At 70.2% G+C, this 20,347-nt stretch carries 20 protein-coding genes; 11 read left to right on the plus strand and 9 right to left on the minus strand.

The features are described from left to right. Positions 1–108: 108 nt before the first annotated feature. The 3 genes from acuI to OG568_RS06145 all read left to right on the plus strand — a co-directional run bounded on the left by acuI (position 109) and on the right by OG568_RS06145 (position 4,102). Entirely contained in the window at positions 109–1,092 is a 984-nt protein-coding gene (gene acuI, locus OG568_RS06135; protein WP_329530630.1) for an acrylyl-CoA reductase (NADPH), read from the plus strand. Positions 1,093–1,154: 62 nt separating this feature from the next. Next, the gene (locus OG568_RS06140) at positions 1,155–2,351 is read left to right on the plus strand and encodes an FAS1-like dehydratase domain-containing protein (RefSeq protein ID WP_329530631.1); all 1,197 of its coding nucleotides are present in this window, start codon (positions 1,155–1,157) and stop codon (positions 2,349–2,351) included. A gap of 44 nt (positions 2,352–2,395) precedes the next feature. Beyond that, complete coding sequence (locus tag OG568_RS06145) at positions 2,396–4,102, plus strand: class I adenylate-forming enzyme family protein (RefSeq protein ID WP_329530632.1); 1,707 nt, start codon at positions 2,396–2,398, stop codon at positions 4,100–4,102. A gap of 23 nt (positions 4,103–4,125) precedes the next feature. Here the strand turns inward: OG568_RS06145 and OG568_RS06150 are convergent, their stop codons facing one another. The 3 genes from OG568_RS06150 to OG568_RS06160 are packed head-to-tail and all read right to left on the minus strand — an operon-like array spanning position 4,126 to position 7,498. Further along, entirely contained in the window at positions 4,126–5,397 is a 1,272-nt protein-coding gene (locus tag OG568_RS06150; RefSeq protein WP_329530633.1) for an acetyl-CoA hydrolase/transferase family protein, read from the minus strand. Continuing rightward, entirely contained in the window at positions 5,394–6,287 is an 894-nt protein-coding gene (locus tag OG568_RS06155; RefSeq protein ID WP_329530634.1) for an HpcH/HpaI aldolase/citrate lyase family protein, read from the minus strand. Before OG568_RS06155 ends, OG568_RS06150 begins: the two co-directional genes overlap by 4 nt. A 20-nt stretch (positions 6,288–6,307) precedes the next feature. Next, positions 6,308–7,498: a CaiB/BaiF CoA transferase family protein gene (locus OG568_RS06160; RefSeq protein ID WP_329530635.1), complete on the minus strand. Its 1,191-nt coding sequence runs from the start codon at positions 7,496–7,498 to the stop codon at positions 6,308–6,310. Between the two features lie 93 nt (positions 7,499–7,591). Here OG568_RS06160 and OG568_RS06165 point away from each other — a divergent pair, with 93 nt between their 5' ends. The 4 genes from OG568_RS06165 to OG568_RS06180 all read left to right on the plus strand — a co-directional run bounded on the left by OG568_RS06165 (position 7,592) and on the right by OG568_RS06180 (position 11,532). After that, positions 7,592–9,166: a class I adenylate-forming enzyme family protein gene (locus tag OG568_RS06165; protein ID WP_329530636.1), complete on the plus strand. Its 1,575-nt coding sequence runs from the start codon at positions 7,592–7,594 to the stop codon at positions 9,164–9,166. 34 nt (positions 9,167–9,200) lie between these two features. Next, positions 9,201–10,004: a FadR/GntR family transcriptional regulator gene (locus tag OG568_RS06170; protein WP_329530637.1), complete on the plus strand. Its 804-nt coding sequence runs from the start codon at positions 9,201–9,203 to the stop codon at positions 10,002–10,004. Positions 10,005–10,139: 135 nt separating this feature from the next. Further along, positions 10,140–10,916, plus strand: coding sequence for an SDR family NAD(P)-dependent oxidoreductase (locus OG568_RS06175; RefSeq protein WP_329360953.1), 777 nt, complete (start codon positions 10,140–10,142; stop codon positions 10,914–10,916). 43 nt (positions 10,917–10,959) lie between these two features. After that, on the plus strand, positions 10,960–11,532 hold the full coding sequence (locus tag OG568_RS06180; RefSeq protein WP_329530638.1) for a TetR/AcrR family transcriptional regulator: 573 nt from the start codon (positions 10,960–10,962) through the stop codon (positions 11,530–11,532). Here the strand turns inward: OG568_RS06180 and OG568_RS06185 are convergent. Continuing rightward, complete coding sequence (locus tag OG568_RS06185; RefSeq protein WP_329530639.1) at positions 11,507–12,688, minus strand: CaiB/BaiF CoA transferase family protein; 1,182 nt, start codon at positions 12,686–12,688, stop codon at positions 11,507–11,509. The genes OG568_RS06180 and OG568_RS06185 overlap by 26 nt on opposite strands. A 76-nt stretch (positions 12,689–12,764) precedes the next feature. On the opposite strand from OG568_RS06185, the gene OG568_RS06190 reads away from it, so the two are divergent. Then, complete coding sequence (locus tag OG568_RS06190) at positions 12,765–13,937, plus strand: acyl-CoA dehydrogenase family protein (protein ID WP_266425431.1); 1,173 nt, start codon at positions 12,765–12,767, stop codon at positions 13,935–13,937. A 9-nt stretch (positions 13,938–13,946) separates the two neighbouring features. Here the strand turns inward: OG568_RS06190 and OG568_RS06195 are convergent, their stop codons facing one another. After that, a complete protein-coding gene (locus tag OG568_RS06195; protein WP_329530640.1) occupies positions 13,947–14,411 on the minus strand; it encodes an HIT family protein in 465 nt (154 codons plus the stop codon). Positions 14,412–14,507: 96 nt separating this feature from the next. On the opposite strand from OG568_RS06195, the gene OG568_RS06200 reads away from it, so the two are divergent. Beyond that, entirely contained in the window at positions 14,508–15,524 is a 1,017-nt protein-coding gene (locus tag OG568_RS06200; RefSeq protein WP_329530641.1) for a zinc-binding dehydrogenase, read from the plus strand. A gap of 103 nt (positions 15,525–15,627) precedes the next feature. Here the strand turns inward: OG568_RS06200 and lpdA are convergent, their stop codons facing one another. The 3 genes from lpdA to OG568_RS06215 all read right to left on the minus strand — a co-directional run bounded on the left by lpdA (position 15,628) and on the right by OG568_RS06215 (position 17,922). Next, positions 15,628–17,031: a dihydrolipoyl dehydrogenase gene (gene lpdA, locus OG568_RS06205; protein WP_329530642.1), complete on the minus strand. Its 1,404-nt coding sequence runs from the start codon at positions 17,029–17,031 to the stop codon at positions 15,628–15,630. Between the two features lie 131 nt (positions 17,032–17,162). Then, positions 17,163–17,312, minus strand: coding sequence for a hypothetical protein (locus OG568_RS06210; protein WP_329530643.1), 150 nt, complete (start codon positions 17,310–17,312; stop codon positions 17,163–17,165). Positions 17,313–17,436: 124 nt separating this feature from the next. After that, positions 17,437–17,922, minus strand: a complete 486-nt coding sequence (locus OG568_RS06215) for a PaaI family thioesterase (RefSeq protein ID WP_266589022.1) — start codon at positions 17,920–17,922, stop codon at positions 17,437–17,439. A 90-nt stretch (positions 17,923–18,012) separates the two neighbouring features. Between OG568_RS06215 and OG568_RS06220 the strand changes: the two genes are divergently transcribed. Together OG568_RS06220 and OG568_RS06225 are read left to right on the plus strand one after the other, a co-directional pair. Further along, the gene (locus OG568_RS06220) at positions 18,013–18,492 is read left to right on the plus strand and encodes a winged helix-turn-helix transcriptional regulator (RefSeq protein WP_329530644.1); all 480 of its coding nucleotides are present in this window, start codon (positions 18,013–18,015) and stop codon (positions 18,490–18,492) included. 130 nt (positions 18,493–18,622) lie between these two features. Then, on the plus strand, positions 18,623–18,757 hold the full coding sequence (locus tag OG568_RS06225) for a hypothetical protein (protein ID WP_329530645.1): 135 nt from the start codon (positions 18,623–18,625) through the stop codon (positions 18,755–18,757). Between the two features lie 85 nt (positions 18,758–18,842). Here OG568_RS06225 and OG568_RS06230 read toward each other — a convergent pair whose 3' ends face one another. Beyond that, positions 18,843–20,336 (minus strand): flavin-containing monooxygenase, encoded by a 1,494-nt coding sequence (locus OG568_RS06230; protein ID WP_329530646.1) that lies wholly within the window; start codon positions 20,334–20,336, stop codon positions 18,843–18,845. Positions 20,337–20,347: the final 11 nt, after the last annotated feature.

Raw genomic sequence — 20,347 nt, forward strand, 5'->3', positions numbered from 1 at the left:
ACGTCACCGTGCAAGCATCATCCGCACATATTGAGAATGTCATTCTCCATCACGAGATTGATATATGCATCCGTGTCTGAGGCGGCCGAGGTGAGGGCGAGTTCTGCGATGTTTTCGGCGCTCCTGATCGAGAAGGGCGAGACGGGTCAGACGGTCTCGCTCACACAGCTGGACGAGGCGGATCTGCCCGACGGCGACGTCGGCATCGAGGTGGAGTATTCGACGCTGAACTACAAGGACGCTCTCGCCATCACCGGCGCCTCACCCGTGGTCCGCAGCTTCCCGATGGTGCCCGGCATCGACCTCGCGGGCGTCGTCACCGACAGCGCGCACGCGGACTGGCACAAGGGCGACCGCGTCGTACTCAACGGCTGGGGCGTCGGTGAGAGCCATTGGGGCGGCCTCGCGCAGCGCGCCCGCCTCAAGGGGGACTGGCTCGTGCCCCTGCCCACCGCGTTCACCGCCCGGCAGGCGATGGCCATCGGCACGGCGGGCTACACGGCGAGCCTGTGCGTGGGCGCCCTGCTGGAGCACGGGGTGCGCCCGGATCAGGGCGAGGTCCTGGTGACGGGGGCGACGGGCGGCGTCGGCGGCGTCGCGATCGCGCTCCTGACGAAGGCCGGCTTCACGGTGGCCGCCGCGACCGGCAAGGCGTCGGAGGCCGAGTACCTCCAACAGCTCGGCGCCGTCACCGTGTTGGACCGCGCCGAATTCTCGGAGCCCGGCCGGCCGCTGCAGAAGGAGCGCTGGGCGGGTGTCGTCGACTCCGTCGGCAGCCACACCCTGGCCAACGCCTGTGCCCAGACGCGCTACGGCGGCACGGTCGCCGCCTGCGGCCTGGCCCAGGGCATGGATTTCCCGGCGTCGGTCGCCCCGTTCATCCTGCGCGGGGTGTCCCTGCTCGGGATCGACAGCGTGCGGGCACCGCGCACCTCGCGGACGACCGCCTGGGACCGGCTCTCGCGCGACCTGGACGTGGACGCGCTCGACGCGATCGCCCAGGAGATCGGCCTGAGCGACGCGATCGCCACGGCGGGCCGGCTCATGGACGGCGAGGTGCGCGGCCGCGTCGTCGTCGACGTCGATCGATAGACCGTTCAGCCATTGAGCCGTTGAGCCGTTGAGCCGTCAAACCGGGAGCATCGGGAGCAGGCGTGAGCAAGAAGTCCACCGAAGCAGAGATCACCGAACTCGACCTCTCCGACGTCGACCACCGCGTGGGCAAACCGGTCGGCGGCGGCCAGTTGTGGGATCCGTGCAGCACCTCCGACATCCGCCGCTGGGTGATGGCGATGGACTATCCCAATCCGCTCCACTGGGACGAGGAGTTCGCCCGCGACTCCAGGTTCGGCGGCCTCGTGGCACCGCAGTCCATCGCGGTCGGCCTGGACTACGGGCACGGCGCCCAGCCCGCCTGCGTGGGACACATCCCCGGCAGCCACCTGATCTTCGGCGGCGAGGAATGGTGGTTCTACGGCTGCCCCGTACGAGCCGGGGACAAGCTCTTCCAGGAGCGGCGCTTCCACGACTACAAGGTGGTGGAGACGAAGTTCGCCGGACCCACGATGTTCTCGCGCGGCGACACCACCCACACCAACCAGCACGGCACGCTGGTGGCGCGCGAGCGCTCCACCGCGATCCGCTATCTCGCCCTCGAAGCGGAGAAGCGCGGCATGTACCAGGACCAGAGCCTGGTCGTGAAGCGCTGGAGCGACACCGAACTGAACGAGGTCGAGAAGCTGCGCCACGAGTGGCTCCTGTCGAACCGGCTGGGCGTGTCACCGCGCTTCGATGAGGTGCGCGTCGGCGACAAGCTGCCCCGGCGGGTGATCGGTCCGCACAGCATCGCCAGCTTCACCACCGAGTACCGCGCCTTCCTCTTCAACATCTGGGGCACGTTCCACTGGGTGGCACCGCCCGGCGTCAAGGACCCCTGGATCAACCAGGACCCCGGGTGGGTGGACGGCTTCGGCTTCGACGAGGAAGGCGCCAGGATCGACCCGCGCAAGCGCGACGGGCTCTATGTCGGACCCTCACGCGGCCACATCGACAGCGACAAGGCGAGCGAGATCGGCATGGGGCGCGCCTACGGCTACGGCGCCACGCTGGGCGCCTGGTGCACCGACTACCTCTCCTACTGGGCCGGGCACGACGGCATGGTGCGCCATTCCAGGGCGAACTTCCGCGGCCCCGCCTTCGAGGGTGACGTGACCTATTTCGACGCGGAGGTCGTCGGCAAGGAGACGGAATCGACGTGGGGTGTACCGCTCGTCCAGGTGAAGCTGCGCCTCACCGACCAGAACGGCGGCCTGCTGGTGGACTGCACGGCCGAGGTCGAGCTGCCGTACTAGCGCGACGAGGGAGATGCGACGAGGAAGATATGGGGCGGTGAGCGATGGGCACTGAGACGAACGCCGAATCCGTACGGACCCTTTCGATCGTGTCGGGGCCGCCGTTGAGCGCCGAACCGGGGCTCGGGCCGCTCACGTTGCCCGGCTTCCTGCGTGAGGTGACGGCACTGCACGGCGAGCGCGAGGCGCTGGTGATGCGTACGGCGGAGGGCACCACCCGCTGGACGTACACCGAACTCTGGGAGCGCGCCGTCGAGGTGGCGCGCTCCCTGCGGGCCTGCGGCGTGGGCAAGGACAGCCGTGTGGGCGTCCTGATGACCAACCGGGCCGAGTGGATCGCGGCGGTGTTCGGCACCTCGCTGGCGGGCGGGGTGGCCGTCACGCTCAGCACGTTCTCGACACCGCCGGAGCTCGATCACCTGCTCCAAGTGTCCTGTGTTTCCGTGTTGTTGTTCGAGCGACGAGTGCTGAAGAGGGATCTCGTCGCCGTTCTCACCGAGTTGGAGCCGGAGATCGGCAAGGCCGCGCCCGGCACACTGCGGTCGGCGAAGTTCCCGTTCCTGCGGCGGCTCGCCATGGTCGGGGACGCCCTGCCGGACGAGACGATCGACACCTGGGAAGCCTTCCTGGCGCGCGGGCACGAGGAGTCGCGTGAGCTGGTCGAGGCGACGGCCGCGGCGGTGCGGCCGAGCGACGCGGCCGTGCTCTTCTTCTCCTCGGGCTCGACGAGCAGGCCGAAGGGGATCCTGAGCGCGCATCGCGGTGTCGCCATCCAGCTGTGGCGCTTCCGGCGTATGTACGGATTCGCGCCGAAGGACGACATCCGCTGCTGGACGGCCAACGGCTTCTTCTGGTCGGGGAACTTCGCCATGGGCCTCGGCACGACCTTCGCCAGTGGTGGGTCCCTGGTGCTGCAGTCGGCCTTCGCCGCCGCCGAGGCGCTCGAACTCATACAGGCGGAGCGGGTGAACTTCCCCCTCGCCTGGCCGCACCAGTGGGCCCAGCTCGAAAGCGCGGCCAACTGGAGCCGGGCGGATCTGAGCAGCGTACGGTTCGCGGATTCCGGGACCCTGATCGCCCAGCACCCCACGGTGTCGGGGCGGTGGCACGAACCGGGAAGCGCCTACGGCAACACGGAGACCTTCACGATCACGACGTGCTTCCCGGCCGGCACCCCGCCGGAAGTGACCGCCGGCAGCAGTGGAGAGCCGCTGCCGGGCGTGGTGGTCAAGATCATCGATCCGCTCACGGGCCTTGTCGTCGAGCGTGGCGAGCGCGGCGAGATATGCGTCAAGAGCCCCACTCTGATGCTGGGTTACCTCGGTACACCGCTCGACGAGACGCTCGACGCCGAAGGCTTCTTCCCCACCGGCGACGGCGGATACCTCGACGGGGCCGGCCGGCTCTTCTGGGAGGGCCGGCTCACCGACATCATCAAGACGGGCGGCGCGAACGTCTCACCGCTCGAGGTGGACGAGGCGCTGTCCGGCTGTCCCGGCGTCAAGGTCGCCCGCACCGTCGGCGTCGCGCACGAGACACTCGGCGAGGTCGTCACCGCGTGCGTCGTCCCCCAGGAGGGCGCGAGCCTCGACCCCGTGGAGATCCGCGCGTACCTGCGGGATCGTCTGGCGAGCTACAAGGTGCCGCGCCATGTGCTCTTCTTCCGCGACGAGGAGATCACGCTCACGGGCAGCGCGAAGATCAAGTCCAGCGATCTCCGCGAGCTGGCCGCGACGCGGCTGCGCACCTAGCCGTACGGCGCCGGCCTTTCCTGTCAGAAGCCTCGCCGCTGGACGGTGTGGGCCGCCCGCGCCAGCTCTTCCCGGAAGTCGGGGTGGGCGATGGCGATCAGACGCCGGGTGCGCTCGGCCAGGGTCTGGCCCCTGAGCTCGGCCGCGCCGAATTCGGTGACGATCACATCCACGTCGCTGCGGGCGGTGGTGACCGGTCCCGACAGTTCGGCGGTGATCCTGCTGACGGTGCCGCCCTTGGCGGTGGCGGGCAGCGCGATGATGGCGTGCCCTCCGGGGGAGCGGGCGCCGGCGCGAACGAAGTCCACCTGGCCGCCGGTGCCGCCGAGATAGGCCGAGCCGCTCTGTTCGGCGTTCACCTGACCGGTCAGATCGACCTCCATGGCCGAGTTGATGGTCACCAGTCGGTCCAACTGGGCGAGCACGGCGGCGTCGTGGGTGTACGAGGTGGGGCACATGCGGATCCGCGGATTGCGGTGGGCGAATTCATAGAGGCGTTTGGTGCCGATCAGGGCGCCGTTGACCGAAACCCCGCGGTCGATGCGTTTGCGCGCGTTGGTGACGACCCCCGCCTCCACCAACTCGACCAGACCGTCGCCCAGCATGCCGGAGTGCACACCGAGGTCCTTGCGGTCGCGCAGCAGCCGAAGGAGGGCGTCCGGGACGGCGCCGACCCCGGTCTGGATGACCGAGCCGTCCTCGACATAGGCGGCGGCGTGTCGCGCCATGGCCGCCTCCGTCGCGCCGATTCTCCCCGGTGGCACCTCCACCGGCAGGCGGGAGACATGCACGGCGACGTCGATCTCCGCCGCGGACAGCAGTTCCCCATGGGTGAAGGGCACCTGCTCGTTCACCTCCGCCACGACGACGCGCGCCTTCGCGACCGCGGCCCGCACATGGTCGCTGATGAGGCCGAAGCTGTGGTCTCCGTTCGCGTCGGCCGGGCTGACCTGCACGAAGGCAATATCGCAGCCGATGATCCCTGCCTCGATCAGCGGGGCGACCTGGCTGGCATGACAGGGGATCACGCTGAGCCGGTGCTCCTTGGTCAGGGAGCGCAACGCGCCGATCGCCCCCATGCCGGCCAGCGAGAACCCGCTCACCGCCGCCGGGGTGAAACGTCCGGAGAAGCTGGTCGCTATGAAGGCCGAGAGGCCTCCGATGCCGGGGCTCTGTTCGATCAACGCGTCGACCAGCATGGTCGGTTCGCCGCAGGCCTGGCCCATGACGATGCGGTCACCGGGGCGCAGGAACGCGCCGAGGTCCAGGTCACCGGCGTCGGGAACAACCTTCACGCGCGTCCCCCCGATGCCAGCAGGGCCTGTGCGCGGGCGAGGTGAGGCCGGTCGAGCATGGCGCCCCGGTGGCCGATGGCGCCGACACCGGGACGGGCGGCGAAGAGATCGACGATCTCCTGGGCCGCGGCCAGTTCCTGTTCGGTGGGGGTGAAGGCCGCGTTGATCACATCGACCTGGGCGGGGTGAATGGCGAGCATGCCCCGGTAGCCGTCCCGGCGCACCTTCTCGGCCCGCTCGCGCAGTCCCTCGACATCACGGAAGTCGCCCTGGATGGTCTCGATGGCGGCCACCCCGGCGGCGGCCGCCCCGAGGAGACACAGGCTTCTGGCCAACTCGTAGGTGAATCCGTAGCTTCCGTCGGGGTCGCGGTTCTCAGTGGCGCCCACGGAGACGGCGAGGTCCTCCGCCCCCCAGGTCATGGCGACCATCCTGGGCGCGCCCCGGTAGGTGCCGGTGGTGAACATGCCCTCGGCCGTCTCGGTCACCAGGGCGATCACCTTCGTCGAGCCCCGCTCCCTCCCGGCGGACACCTCCAATGCGGAGAGATAGTGGTCCAGAAGCTCCACATCCGCACGGCCGCGCGCCTTGGGAAGCATGATGCCGCCGGGCCCCGCGGGGATCACCGCCGCCAGGTCCGCCAACGCGTGAGGGCCGTCCAGGGGATTGATCCGCACCCACAGCCGGTCTCTCTCCTCGGGCGACCGGTCCGCGAGGAAGGAGGAGATCGTCTCCCGGGACTTGGGCTTCGTCTCCTCGGCCACCGCGTCCTCCAGATCGAGGAGCACGATGTCGGCCGGACCGGCGGCCGCTTTCTCCATCTTCCGTTCGCTGTCGCCGGGGGCGAACAGCCAGGAGCGTGCGCTGAAGGGTTCTCCGGTACTGGTCACTGCTTCTGCGACTCCCTCGCTCAGGTGTCTTTCCCGTCGCCCGCCCTGCCGAGGCCGGCCATGATCTCCTCGGTGTGGGCGCCGAGCCTGGGGGCGGGACCGGCGACACGGCCGGGAGTGCGCGAGAACCAGGCCGGCATGCCGGGAAAACGGACGGGGCCGTTCGGACTGTCCACCGTCTCGAAGAACCCCACTTCGTTCAGATGCGCGTTGTCGAACAGCTCGTCGAGGGTGCGTACCGGCGCGGCGGGAATGTCGAGGGACCTGAGCAGGCCGAGCCAGTCCTCGGTCGTACGCTCCAGAAAGGTCTTCCCCAGCAGGGCGTAGACGGTGTCGATCTGGCGGGCGCGCTGTTCAAGGGTGGCGAAGTGCTCCCCGGCCCACGACGGCTTCACCGCGTCGACGAAGGCCGACCACTGCTTGTCGTTGTAGACCAGCGCGGAGATGTGGCCGTCCTTGGTCCGGTAGGGCTTCCGGTCGGGTGTCACCGCGCGGGGGTACGCCGCGGAGCCCAAGGGAGGGCTGAACATCGCGCCGTTGGCGTGCTCGACCAGCATGAACGCGGCCATGGTCTCGAACATGCCGACTTCCACCTCTTGGCCCTCACCGGTCCGCTCACGGTGGAACAGCGCCATCATGGTGGCGTACAGGGCGGTCATCCCGGCCACTTTGTCCGCCATGATGGTGCCGACGTAGCTGGCCCGACCGGTCAACCGCTCCTGCGCGTACGGCAGACCGCACTCGGCCTGGATGGTGTCGTCGTAGGCGGTGAGATCCGCGTCCGGGCCGCGGCGGCCGTAGCCGTAGCAGTTGGTGTAGATCACCGACGGATTCACGGCGGCCACTTCTTCGTAGCCGAATCCGAGCCTGGCGATCGCCTTCGCACGCATCGAATGGATGAACACGTCCCCATTGCCGATGAGTTCGCGCAGGGCGTCCTTGCCGTCGCCGGAACGCAGGTCCAGCACCACGCTGCGCTTCCCGCGGTTCACATTGACGAAGACGCCCGCCATGCCCGGTTCCGGTCCGACCGATATATAGCGGGTGTTGTCGCCGTCGGGGGGCTCGACCTTGATCACGTCCGCCCCCATGTCGGCCATGATCTGGGTGCAGTAGGGGCCCATCACCATCGCCGTCAGATCGACCACACGCACGCCCGACAGCGGGCCGGTGTGTTTCGTCCGCCTGAGCCGCGGCGCGCCTGCTCTCACGTATCGACCACTCCTCTGTCAGCGGAGGCGGACCAGGCTTCCGGTCCGAGCCTATAGGATGAATCCTTACAAGGATAGTGATAATAAGAGGGCATGAGTCGTACCGATGCCGGTGGCACACCGCAGTACGCACATCAGGGTTCCCGGGGTCTGACGTCCGGTCGGGGCAAGGCCGTCCCGGAGAACATCGCCGAGGTACTGGACGCCTCGCTCTCCGCGCGCCCGCACGCGACGGCGATCGAGGCCGCCTCCGGCGCCTGGTCGTACGCCGAACTCGACGACCGGGCCCGACGGGCGGCCGGCGCCCTGTGGTCGCTCGGCGTACGCCCGGGCGACCGCGTCGCCGCCTGTCTTCCCAACGACCTAGACATCGTCGCGGCCTTCCACGGATCGCAGCGGATCGGAGCCGTCTGGGCGGGAATCGGTGAAGCGCTCACGGCAGGCGAGCAGGGGGAGTTGTACGAGCTGTGCGAGCCGACGGTCGTCCTGGCCGGACCGCGCTGCCGGCTGAGCTCGCCGGGCCGCGTCGACCCCGATCGATGGTCCGGGCTCGTGGCGAGCGCCGAACCGGCTCCCCGGGTCGAGCCGGCCGTCGACGCCCCGGCCGGGATCGCGTTCACCAGCGGAACGTCGGGACGCCCCAAGGCGGTTGTACACAGCCAGCGCAACCTGCTGCTGCCCGGCGCGGCCCTGGTCGCCGGCCGCGGCTGGGGTCCCGAGCTGCGCAAGGGCGACAGTTTCCCGCTGACGATCCTCAACCTCATGGTGCTGTCCACCCTGCTCACCGCGCAGGCGGGCGGATGCTCCGTGGTCATGGACCGGCGTGATGTCGACGGGGTCGCCGACTGGATCTCCGCTCGGCGCGTCACGGTGTGGAACGGCGCCCCCGCCCAGCTCCACGACCTCGCCGCGCGCCCGCACCTCGACCTCGGCCCGCTCCAGGAGGTGTGGAGCGGGGGCGGTGACACCCCGGACGTGTTGCGCCGGGCGTTCACCGAGGCACACGGGCTGGTCCCCCGCGTCACCTACGGCCTGACGGAGGCACCGACCGTCGTGTCCATCGACCCCCCGGGCCACGAGTGGCGCCCGGGCACGAGCGGACGGGTGCTGCCGCACTACGACGTCGCGGCGTACGACGACGAGGGGCGACGCCTGCCGGCCGGGGAGCTCGGCGAGTTGCGACTGAGCGGGGCCACCGTCGGGCCGTGGGCCGGCACGTGGCGGCCGATGCTCGGGTTCTGGGAGCGCGGCGGTCTCCGGCCGCCGGAACCCGGCCCGGTCCCCACCGGTGATGTCGGCACCGTCGACGGCGAGGGTTGGCTGACGGTGCTGGACCGCAAGAAGCTCGTCATCGTCCGGGGCGGGGCGAACGTCTACCCGCTGGAGGTGGAACGGGTCATCGCGACGCACCCGGACGTCGCCGGGGTCGCCGTGTGCGCGGTGCCGGACGACCGGCTCGGGCAGCGGGTGGCCGCGGTGGTCCAGAGCGCCGGTCCCCCGCTCGACGCCGAGGCGCTCTCCGCGCACTGCCGGCGGGAGCTGTCTCCGTACAAGGTTCCGGAGATCTGGTCCCAGGTCGACGCCCTGCCGTTGAACGCGATGGGCAAGGTGCAACGCACCCTGCTGCCGGGGCTCGTGGACTCGCGACGGCGCCCCGGAACGGCCTGAAGTACCCCCTCGTATCACTGCTAGCCTTGCAATCATGGAACGTACAGGGTCCGAGCACACCAAGATCGGGCAGATGCGCATGGCGGAGCTGGTGGCCGCCGCACTGCGCGACCGGATCCTCGCGGGCGGCATCGGCGACGGCTCCACGCTCCCCAAACAGGACGAGCTCGTCGCGGAGTTCGGTGTCAGCTATCCCTCGGTGCGGGAGGCGCTGCGGATCCTCGAGACCGAGGGCTTCATCACCGTGCGCCGCGGCAACCGCGGCGGCGCCACGGTGCACGCTCCCGACATCGGGACCGCCGGCTACGCCCTCGGCCTGACGCTCCAGGCGATGCAGGTCGGGGTTCCCGACCTCGGCGCCGCCCTCGCCACCCTCGAACCGCTGTGCGCGGCTCACTGCGCGCAGCAGGCGGACCGCGAGCGCGTGGTGGTGCCGCGTCTGCGGGAGCTGCTCGCCGCGAGCGAGAGCTGCATCGACGACGGCGCGGCGTTCACCCGGGCCTCGCGCGAGTTCCACGACGCCGTCGTCGGGTTCGACCCCAACGCGACCCTGCGCGTCGTCGTGAAGAGCCTCACGTCGCTCTGGTCGGTCCAGGAGGAGGCCTGGGCGGATCTGCAGGTCTCGCGGGGCGACTACCCCTCGCGCGCCGACCGCGCCCTCGCGCAGCGGGCGCACGAACGCCTCGTGACGAGCATCGAGCGGGGCGACGCCGACGAGGCCGCGCGGATCGCCGAGGAGCACCTCACGGCGACCCAGCGCTGGGTGTGCCGCACGCTCAAGAACCGGGTCATCGACGCCGCGTCCGCCCGCAGCCGCATGCGGTTCCGCCGCGGCTGACGCCGGGTGACGAGGGATTGGTAAAGTAGCAATCCTTGTAAGGATGGAGGGCCCGGCTTAGGATGCCTGCCGGACCGGTCCGCGATCACCGCCGCAGCCGCCCCCGACACGCCCTGCCGTCGAAGGGAGACCCGCGTGGCGCAGGACCCCAAAGTCGCCGCACGGATGTTCGGCCTCGACGGCCGGGTGGCGGTCGTGACCGGCGCCTCGTCGGGGCTCGGAGCGTCGGTGGCTCACGCGCTCGCCTCGCTCGGCGCCCGGGTCGCCGTGGTGGCCCGCCGTCACGACCGGCTGGCCGAGCTCGCCGAGGGGATCGACGGCCTCGCTGTCCCCTGCGACCTGTCCGACCTCGACCGGGTCGGCTCGGTGGTGCCCACGGTCGTCGAGCGACTGGGACCGCCGGAGATCCTCGTCAACGCCGCCGGGAACATGTTCACGACCGAACGCGCCGAGTCCGAGCCGCTCGACGCCGTCCGCCGGACGATGGACCTCAACCTGCTGGCCCCGCTGCTGCTCGCACAGGCCGTCTTCCCCCACATGCGTGCTCTCGGCCGGGGCGCGATCGTCAATGTCTCGTCCATCAGCGGCCGGGTCGGCATCCCCGGCATTCCGCAGGCCTCGTACGCGGCGAGCAAGGCGGGCCTGTCCGGCCTGACCGCCGAGCTCGCCGTGCAGTGGGCGCGGCATTCGATCCGGGTGAACACGGTGGCCCCCGGCTTCTTCCGCAGCGAGATCACCAGCCCGCTCTACGAGGGTGAGCGCGCCGCCGAGTATCTGCGCCGCAACACCCCGCTGCCCAAGGAGGGGACCGCCGACGACATCGTCGGAGCGGTCCTGTGGCTCGTCGGCGACGCCGGAAGCTATGTCACCGGGCAGACGGTGGTCGTCGACGGCGGCTGGACCGCCCGCTGACAGCACCTCCTGCCGCCTCAGGGGCAACGGCTACGCTGAGGTCATGCCGTCCACACGTCGCACAGCGCGCCAGACCGACCTGCTGGAAAGGCTGGTCGCCCTGCTGGCGGCGGAGGGTTTCGCCTCGTTCACGCTCGACGAGCTGACCGAGCGGCTGCGCTGCTCGAAGACGACGTTGTACCAACTGGCAGGCAGCAAGCAGGAGTTGGTCCGCGAGGCGGTGAAGCACTACTTCCGGAGTGCGGCCGAGGTCATCGAGAAGCAGGTGACGGACACCTCCGCGCCCGCGGAGCGTGTGGTGGTCTACCTGAATGCCGTCGCCGAGCAGTTGAGGCCGCTGTCCCGGCGATTCCTCGACGACATGGCCGGATTCGAACCGGCCCGCGAGGTGTACGAGGCCAACACCCGCCTGGCCGCGGGCCGGATCAGACAGCTGATCGCGGACGGCGTCGCCGCCGGCGCGTTCCGTGACGTCCACGCCGCGTTCGTGGGCGAGGTCGTCGCCGCCACCATGCAGGAGATCCAGCGCGGCGAGGTGTCCGCGCGCACGGGGCTGACCGACGCGGAGGCGTACGCCGAGTTGGCCTCGCTCATCGTGCACGCGGTGTCGACCTGACCGCGGGGGTGCCGGCCGCGGGGGTGCCGGCCGGGGGGCCGACGCCCCAGTCACGCAACACCGACTCGGTGTCCGCGCCCGGCGCGCCCGGGGCCGAGGGCCGCCGGTTGGGCGTGCGCGAGAAGCGCGGGGCCGGTGCGGCCTGAAGGATGCCGTCGACCTCGACGAGGGTGCTCCGGGCCACCACGTGCGGGTGCTCTCCCGCCTCCACGAACGTCAGTACGGGCGTGACGCACGCGTCCGTGCCGGCGAAGTGCGCGGCCCACTCGTCGCGCGTACGGGAGGCGAACCGCTGGGCGAACCGGGCCCGCAGCGCGGGCCAGCCGCCGCGGTCGCCCTGGGTGGGCAGCCGGGCCCCGGTGATGCCCAGCCCCTCCAGCAGCGCCGCGAAGAACTGCGGTTCCAGTGCGGCGACGGCCACGTATTTGCCGTCGCCGCACTCGTAGGTGTCGTAGAAGGGTGCGGCCCCGTCGAGGAGGTTCGTGCTCCGCTCGTCCGACCACTCGCCCATGCCGCGCAGCGCGTACGTCATCTGGCCCAACAGGGCGGTCCCGTCGACCATGGCGGAGTCCACGACCTGCCCGGCCCCGGAGCGTGCGCGCTCCCAGAGTGCGGCCAGGACACCGATGACCAGGAGCATGGAACCGCCCCCGAAATCTCCCACCAGATTGAGCGGCGGGGGCGGCGGATCACCGGCGCGGCCCATCGCGTGGAGCAGCCCGGTGAGACCGATGTAGTTCAGGTCGTGCCCGGGATCCTGGGCGAGCGGGCCCTCCTGACCCCAACCGGTGACGCGTGCGTAGACGAGCCCCGGATTCTCCCTGCCGCAGTCTTCGGGGCCGACGCCGAGGCGCTCGGCGACGCCTGGCCTGAGGCCCTCGATCAGCACATCGGCCCGGGCGGCCAGCGCCCGTACCAACGCACGCCCCTCGGACTGCTTGAGGTCGGCGAAGACCGACCGGCGGCCGCGCCGCACGATGTCGGTCGCGTCGTCCGGGCCGAGCCGCAGCGCCCGGCCGGAGGGCCGCTCGACGCGCACCACGTCGGCGCCGAGATCGGCCAGCACCATGCCCGCGTGCGGAGCCGGCCCGAGTCCCGCGAGCTCGAGGACGCGTAGACCGACGAGGGGGCCGGCGGATCCATCGCTGGACTGCATGGCATCACGGTACCAAAAACGATACTGTTGTATCGCTCGCCGTATCAATAATTTCCGGAGCGACCGAGGAAATCCCATGCCAGCTACCCGCACGCTTCCCACCCCGGAAGCCGTCGACCTGATCGGCCTGACTCGTGAGCTCGCCGAGAAGGAGCTCGCGCCTCGCGTCGCCGAGGCGGAAGCCGAGGAGAAGTTCCCTCGCGAGGTCTTCCGCACGCTCGGCCGGGCGGGCCTGCTGAGCCTGCCCTACCCCGAGGAGTACGGCGGCGGGGACCAGCCCTACGAGGTCTACCTGCAGGTACTCGAAGAGATCGCCGCCGTGTGGGCCAGCGTCGGCGTAGGCGTCTCCGTGCACGCGCTGTCCTGCTTCGCCCTCGCCGCCTTCGGCACCGAGGAGCAGCGGAAGGAATGGCTGCCCGACATGCTCAGCGGCGAGCTGCTCGGCGCCTACTGCCTGTCCGAGGCCCACGCCGGTTCCGACCCCGCCGCGATGCGCACCCGGGCCGTCAGGGACGGCGACGACTACGTCCTGAACGGCGCCAAGGCGTGGACCACGCACGGCGGGTACGCGGACTTCTATACGATCATGGCGCGCACGTCCGACGCCGGCTCGGGCGCGATCTCCTGCTTCCTCGTCCCGGCCGACACTCCCGGCCTGATAGCCGATCCGCCCGAGCACAAGATGGGTCTGACCGGGTCGGCCACCGCGACCATCCGTCTGGAGGACGTGCGCGTCCCGGCGCACCGCCGCATCGGCGAGGAGGGCCACGGACTCAAGATCGCCTTCGCCGGGCTGGACTGCGGACGCCTGGGCATCGCGGCCGTGGCCACGGGCCTGGCCCAGGGAGCGCTGGACCACGCGCTGCGCTACTCGCGCGAGCGGGAGACCTTCGGCCGCCCCATCATCGAACACCAGGGGCTGGCTTTCGTCCTCGCGGACATGGCCGCGGCGGTCCAGGCCTCCCGCGCCACCACGCTCGCCGCCGCCCGGCTGAAGGACCAGGGGCTCCCGTTCGCCTGCGAAGCGTCGATCGCCAAGCTGATCGCCACGGACAACGCCATGAAGGTCACCACGGACGCCGTCCAGGTCCTGGGCGGTGCCGGCTACACCCGCGACTTCCCGGTCGAGCGCTACATGCGGGAGGCCAAGGTCATGCAGATCTTCGAGGGCACCAACCAGATCCAGCGCCTGATCATCGGCCGCGCGCTGCGGGAGAGCGACCGGGGCACCCTCAGGGTGCAGAACTAGTGCCGCGGACTAGGGGTGCGGGAGCCCGTGAAGCCGGGCGCGTAGGGCGCGGGCCATGTGGTCCGCGTCTTCCGCTGTCACCCGCTCCGGCTCCGGGCGGTCCAGGAGCCCGAAGACGCCCGGCCCGCGGTGTGCGGCGGCCAGGTCCGCCATGCGCGGCACGATGTGGAAGTGCACATGCGCGAAGCCCTCGGACTCGGCGAACTGGACGACGTAGGTCTTGAGGCAGCCGGTCAGCCCGCGCAGGGCCCTGGAGAGCCTGACCTGCCACACCCCCAGGGCCCCGGCCTCGGCGTCGGTGAGGTCGTGGACGGCCGTGACGTGCCGTCGCGGCAGCAGCACCAGCCAGCCGGGCACCGCGGTGTTGAAGCTGTGGGCCACCCGCCAGTACTCATCGGACACGACGCGTTCGCGGGGCGGAAGTTCGCCGAACCGTGCTTCCTGGCCGCATGCGTAGCAGGGGGGAGTCGTCATGCCCCCGGATCGTAGAACGGACCTCGACCGCGGCACCAACGGTGACACTTCACGGTACAGATCACTGTACGGATCATGTACAGAGAGGATGCCGTCATGGCTGTCATGCGCGCGGTGCGTCTGCACTTCCCGACCCACGAGCTGCGGATCGAGGAGGTCGACAGGCCCGCCCCCGGTGCGGGAGAGGTCCTGGTCAAGGTGGAAGCGGCCGGGGTGTGCCTGTCCGACGTCCACCTGATCTCCGGAAAACTCGGCGGCACACCCGCGCGGTTGCGGGGCGACACGGTGACCCTGGGCCACGAGGTGGCCGGCACCGTCGCCGAGCCGGGTCCGGACGCGGGCGGCTGGGCGGTCGGCGACCGGGTCGTCCTCCAGGCCGGCGAGTACCGCGACGGCAGGGGCTGGACCCGCGGTGTCGACTACGACGGAGGCTGGGCCGAGTTCGCGCTCGCCCGGGCCGACACGCTGGTCGCGCTCCCGGACTCGATCCCCTTCGAGCAGGGAGCGGTCATCCCGGACGCGGTCTCCACCCCGTGGGGCGCCATCACCGACACCGCCCGCGTCCGCCCCGGCCAGGCGGTCGGGGTGTGGGGCATCGGCGGTCTGGGCGCGCACGGGGTTCAGCTGCTGCGCATGGTGGGCGCCTGCCCGATCATCGCCGTCGACCCCTCCCCCGCCGCCCGCGACCGCGCCCTGGCCTTCGGCGCCGACCTCGCCCTCGACCCGGCCGACCCCGCTCTGGCCGAGAAGGTCGCCGCCGCCACCCGCGGGGCGGGCATCGAGGCAGCCTTCGACTTCGCCGGCGTCACCCCGGTGCGCGAGCAGGCCCTGTCGGTGCTGGGCAACGGCGGCAAGCTGGTCCTCGTAGGGCTGAGCGGAAAGCCGATCACCATCGCGGACAGCACCACCTTCAGCGCCCGCGAGCTGCGGCTCCTGGGCCACTACGGCTCCGGCGAGAACGCGGTGTCGCAACTCATCCGCCTCACCGAGAACGGACGGCTGGACTTCTCCCGCTCCATCTCGGACGTACTGCCGCTGGAGCAGGCGGCCGAAGCCGTCGAACGGCTGGAGCACAAGAAGGGCGATCCGATCCGCCTGGTGCTGCGTCCCTGAGACACCCGCCCCCGGGACGAGGGCGACGACACCGGCAAGCGCGTCGTCGCCCTCATCGCGGGCAGCGCCATGACGGCACCGCCGGACCACGAAAACGCCGGTCTCAGAAGTTGATCATGTGTCCGGCGAGGCCGTGCACGGCTTCCTTCACCGCTTCACCCAGGGTCGGGTGGGCGTGGACGTTGCGGGCGACCTCGTGCACGGTCAGGTCCCACTGCTGTGCCAGCGTCAGCTCCGGCAGCAGCTCCGTCACGTCCGGACCGATCAGATGGCCGCCGAGGAGCTCGCCGTACTTGGCGTCGCTGATCAGCTTCACGAAGCCGACCGTGTCACCCAGGCCGTGCGACTTGCCGTTGGCCGTGAAGGGGAACTTGGCGACCTTGACGTCGTAGCCCCGCTCCTTCGCCTGTGCCTCGGTGTAGCCGAAGCTGGCGATCTGCGGCTGGCAGTACGTGGCGCGCGGGATCATCACGTAGTCCAGCTCCATGGTCTCCGCGTCCGCGATCGTCTCGGCCGCGATGATCCCCATGGCCTCGGCGTTGTGCGCGAGCATCAGCTTCGCGGTCACATCCCCGATCGCGTAGATGTGGGGTACGGACGTACGGCAGCGGCCGTCGACATCGATCGCGCCGCGCTCGGTGACCCGTACGCCCGTGGCCTCCAGACCGTACCCGGTGACGTTCGGCGCGAAGCCGATCGCCTGGAGGACCTTGTCGGCCTCCAGGACCTTCTGCGCACCGTCCTTGCCCGTGACCGTCACGCCCACCTGCGGCCCCGACTCGTCGATCGACTCGACACGGGTCGAGGTGAGCACATCGATGCCCAACTTCCGGTACTGCTTGGCGAGTTCGGCGGAGACGTCCGCGTCCTCCAGCGGGGCGACCCGGTCCAGGAACTCGACGACCGTGACCTTCACACCGTAGTTGTGCAGGACGTACGCGAACTCGATGCCGATGGCTCCGGCGCCCGCGATCACGATGGACCGTGGCAGGTCCTCCGTGAGGATCTGCTCCTCGAAGGTGACGACGCGGTCGCTGCGCCGGGTGCCGGGCAGCAACTTGGGGGTGGCACCGGTGGCGATGATGCAGTCATCAAACGCGACCGTCTTCGTGGTGCCGTCGGCGAGGGCGACCTGGAGTGTGTGGGCGTCGAGGAAGGTGCCTCGGCCGTCGATCTCGGTGATCGCGTTCTTCTTCATCAGGAAGTGGACGCCCTTGACGCGGCCGTCCGCGACCCGCCGGCTGCGCCGGTACGCCTCGCCGTAGTCGAAGGAGACCTCTCCGTCGACCTTGATGCCGAAGGTCTTCGCCTCCCGCGTGAAGATGTGTGCCAGCTCGGCATTCCGCAGCAGCGCCTTCGTGGGGATGCAGCCGACGTTCAGACAGACACCACCCCAGTACCTCTCCTCCACGACCGCGACCCGCTTGCCGAGTTGGGCGGCGCGGATGGCGGCGACGTAGCCGCCCGGTCCTGCTCCGAGTACGACTACGTCGAAGCGCTCGTCCATGGGTGGATCCTTCCGGTGAAGCCCGGCTCAGCGCCGGTCCGACATCCCTCTGCACCATCTGACCCTGTGACCTTATGTCGTGAGTTCCTGCGACCGACAGCCGACAACCCCTGACCTGCGGCCCACGCGGATCAGGCGCGCAGTGCCGCCACGACGCTCTTCGTGTCCGTGATGACATGTGCGTAGGTCGGGCCGTGCAACTCATGGGCGGTCCGCACGAATTCGCGTGAGAACGCCGCGGTGGCGTCGGTCACCGGCGACACATGGAATCCGAGTTCCATCGCGTACTTGGACGTGGTCTCGATGCGGGTGTTCGCGAGCTGCGGCCACCACGTCCGAGGGCTCGGGCCGCAGGAGCGGATACCAGTCCCCTTCAGTGGGTCGTGCTCCTGCGCGGGCGGCCGGTCAGACGGGGAACAGCAGACAGCTGCTGGTGGTGTGCGCCAGCAGCCGGTCCCTCGAGTCGAAGAGCTCGGCCTGCGCGAGGGCGGTACGGCGTCCGCTGTTGAGGACGGTGCCCACGGCACGGACCTTGCCGGTGTCCACGGTGACCGGGCGCAGGAACTTCACGTTCAGGTCGAGAGAGGTATACCCCATGCCCTGCGGCAGGACCGACTGCACCGCGCAGCCCGCCGCCGAATCGAGCAGGGTCGCGTAGACGCCGCCGTGGACGCTTCCGATGGGGTTGTAGTGCTCCTCGCCCGGTTCGAGGGCGAAGACGACCCGGCCGTGCTCGACCTCTTCGAGCGTCATCCCGAGGGTCGCCGCGATCGGCGCGGCAGGGAGTCGTCCGGCCTGCACCTCGCGGAGGAAGTCGAGACCGCTGTACTGCCCGACGGCGGCGGCGGAGACGGTGGGGTCCTCCCAGTCGTATGTGCGTGACCTGCCCATGTCGCTCCCTCGATGATCTGGATGTGAAATTCGAAGCTAGCCAGTACGAGATCTGGATGTCAATGTCGAAGCCAGCTTACGATGGCGTACATGACGTGGCTCGAGACAAGCACTGAGAACTGCACGGTCCAGCGGACTCTCGACCTGGTGGGCGAGAAGTGGTCGCTGCTGGTCCTGCGGGACGCCATGAACGGCGTACGACGCTTCGACGACTTCCGCCGGCATGTCGGACTGTCCGAGAGCGTGCTCGCGGACCGGCTGCGCAAGCTCGTCACGGCCGGGATCCTGGACACCGTCCCCTACAGCGAGCCCGGCAGCCGCACCCGCCAGGAGTACCGGCTCACCCGTAAGGGCTGGGAGCTGTGGCCCGCGATGATCGCCCTCAAGCAGTGGGGGGACCGCCATGCGGCGGATCCCGAGGGACCGCCCCTGGAGGTCATGCACGCCGACTGCGGCGCGCCGGTCGAGACCGTGGTCGTCTGCTCCGCGGGACACGGCGCTCTCGTCCCGCCGCAGGCACGCACCCGCCCGGGCCCGTCGGCGAAGGCTTCGAATCCGACCGCGCGATAGACCGGTGGGGTGGGGGCGCGCGTGCGGGATCGAGACCCCGGCCGCGCCGAAGCCACCGCCGTGACCGGTGCGGGCTCGGGCATCGGCCGCGGGCCGACCGTCCGGCGCGCGCCGCAGCGCACGACCGTCCGTGTCCGACACCCACGAGAACGGCCTCGACGAGACGGTGGAACGGATCCCGCTCCGTCTATCCGCGCGCGGCCCCGGCGCCGACGACGGACAGGCCTGCGCCGGGCGTCAGCAGTCGGGGGTCGACGGCCGGTAACGCTGCTCGAAGGGCTGGGAGGAGTGCGTGCCAGACCCGGCGACGGGGTGATGCCGCGTTCGACGGGGGGCGAAGCGGTCGTCGTTCATGCCGACGCCTCGGCCCTCGCGGGGCGCGCGCTCGAGGTGAAGCGCAGGTTGTCGTCCTCGACGGGGCCGCCGCGCAGCAGCTTCACGTCGGAGTGGTAGTTCATCGACATGAGCCAGGGATGGGCCAGTCCTTGACGCGGCAGCTCATGGAGGGACCGCTTGACGTATCCGGCGCCGAAGTCGAGCAACGGACGGGTGGGCATGGCCGGGTCGGGGAGCTGGGGGCAGCAGATGTCCGTGCCGGTGGCGTCCATGTGTCCGAGCAGACGGGTGAAGTGCTCGCACAGCAGGCCGATCTTGAGCGTCCACGACGAGTTGGTGTAGCCGATCGCGAAGGCGAAGTTCGGCACGCCGCTCAGCATCATGCCCTTGAACGCCACCTTGTCGGCGGCGTCGACGGGCTCGCCGTCCACCGAGAGCGTCATCCCGCCGAACAGCTGCAGGTTCAGGCCGGTGGCGGTGACGATGATGTCGGCGTCGAGCTCACGACCGGACTCGAGCCGGATGCCGGTCTCGGTGAACGTCGTGATCCGGTCGGTGACGACCGAGGCCGTTCCCTTCCTGAGTGCCTTGAACAGGTCCGCGTCGGGGACCGTGCACAGCCGCTGGTCCCAGGGGTCGTAGGGCGGGTTGAAGTGTTCGTCCACTGGATAACCGGTCGGCAGTTGCCTGACGTTCACGGCCCGGATGAGACGCCGTACGACCCGTGGGTGGCGTTGCGAGGTCCGCCAGACGAGGCGCTGCAGGGCGATGTTCTTGCGCCGGGTGAGCCGGTGGGCGAGGTCGGCCGGCAACACCTTGCGCAGCGTGTTCGCGATCACGTCCCGCGACGCCACCGGGAGGATGTACGTGGGCGAACGCTGGAGCATGGTGACGTGGCCGGCCGTGTCGGCCAGCGCCGGGATCAGCGTGACGGCGGTCGCACCGCTGCCGATCACCACGACCTTCTTGCCCGCGTGGTCCAGGTCCTCGGGCCAGTGCTGAGGGTGCACGATCTGTCCGGCGAACCGCTCCCGGCCCTCGAAGCGGGGGGTGAACCCTTCGTCGTAGCGGTAGTAGCCACCGGCGCAGAACAGCCAGTTCGCGGTCATCGACAGTCTCTCGCCGGTGTCGGCGCGCTCGATCTCCACCGTCCAGCGGGCCTCGGCGGTGGACCAGGCCGCGCCGCGCACCTTGTGGTGGTAGCGGATGTGCTGTTCGATGCCGCTCTCCCCCGCGGTCTCCCGCAGGTAGTCGAGGATCAGATCGGCGGTGGCGATCGACTTGTCGTTGCGCCAGGGCTTGAACGCGTAGCCGAAGGTGTGCAGGTCGGAGTCCGACCGGATGCCCGGGTAGCGGAAGAGCGCCCAGGTGCCGCCCGAGACACCGCGGGCCTCCAGGACCGCATAGCTGCTGCCGGGCCGCTCGCTCTGCAGGTAGTGGGCAGCGCCGATGCCGGAGATGCCGGCGCCGATGATCAGCACGTCGAGGTGCTCGCTCTGACGGATCATGTGCGGGGACT

The sequence above is a fragment of the Streptomyces sp. NBC_01450 genome, assembly GCF_036227505.1.
Classification (GTDB): domain Bacteria; phylum Actinomycetota; class Actinomycetes; order Streptomycetales; family Streptomycetaceae; genus Streptomyces.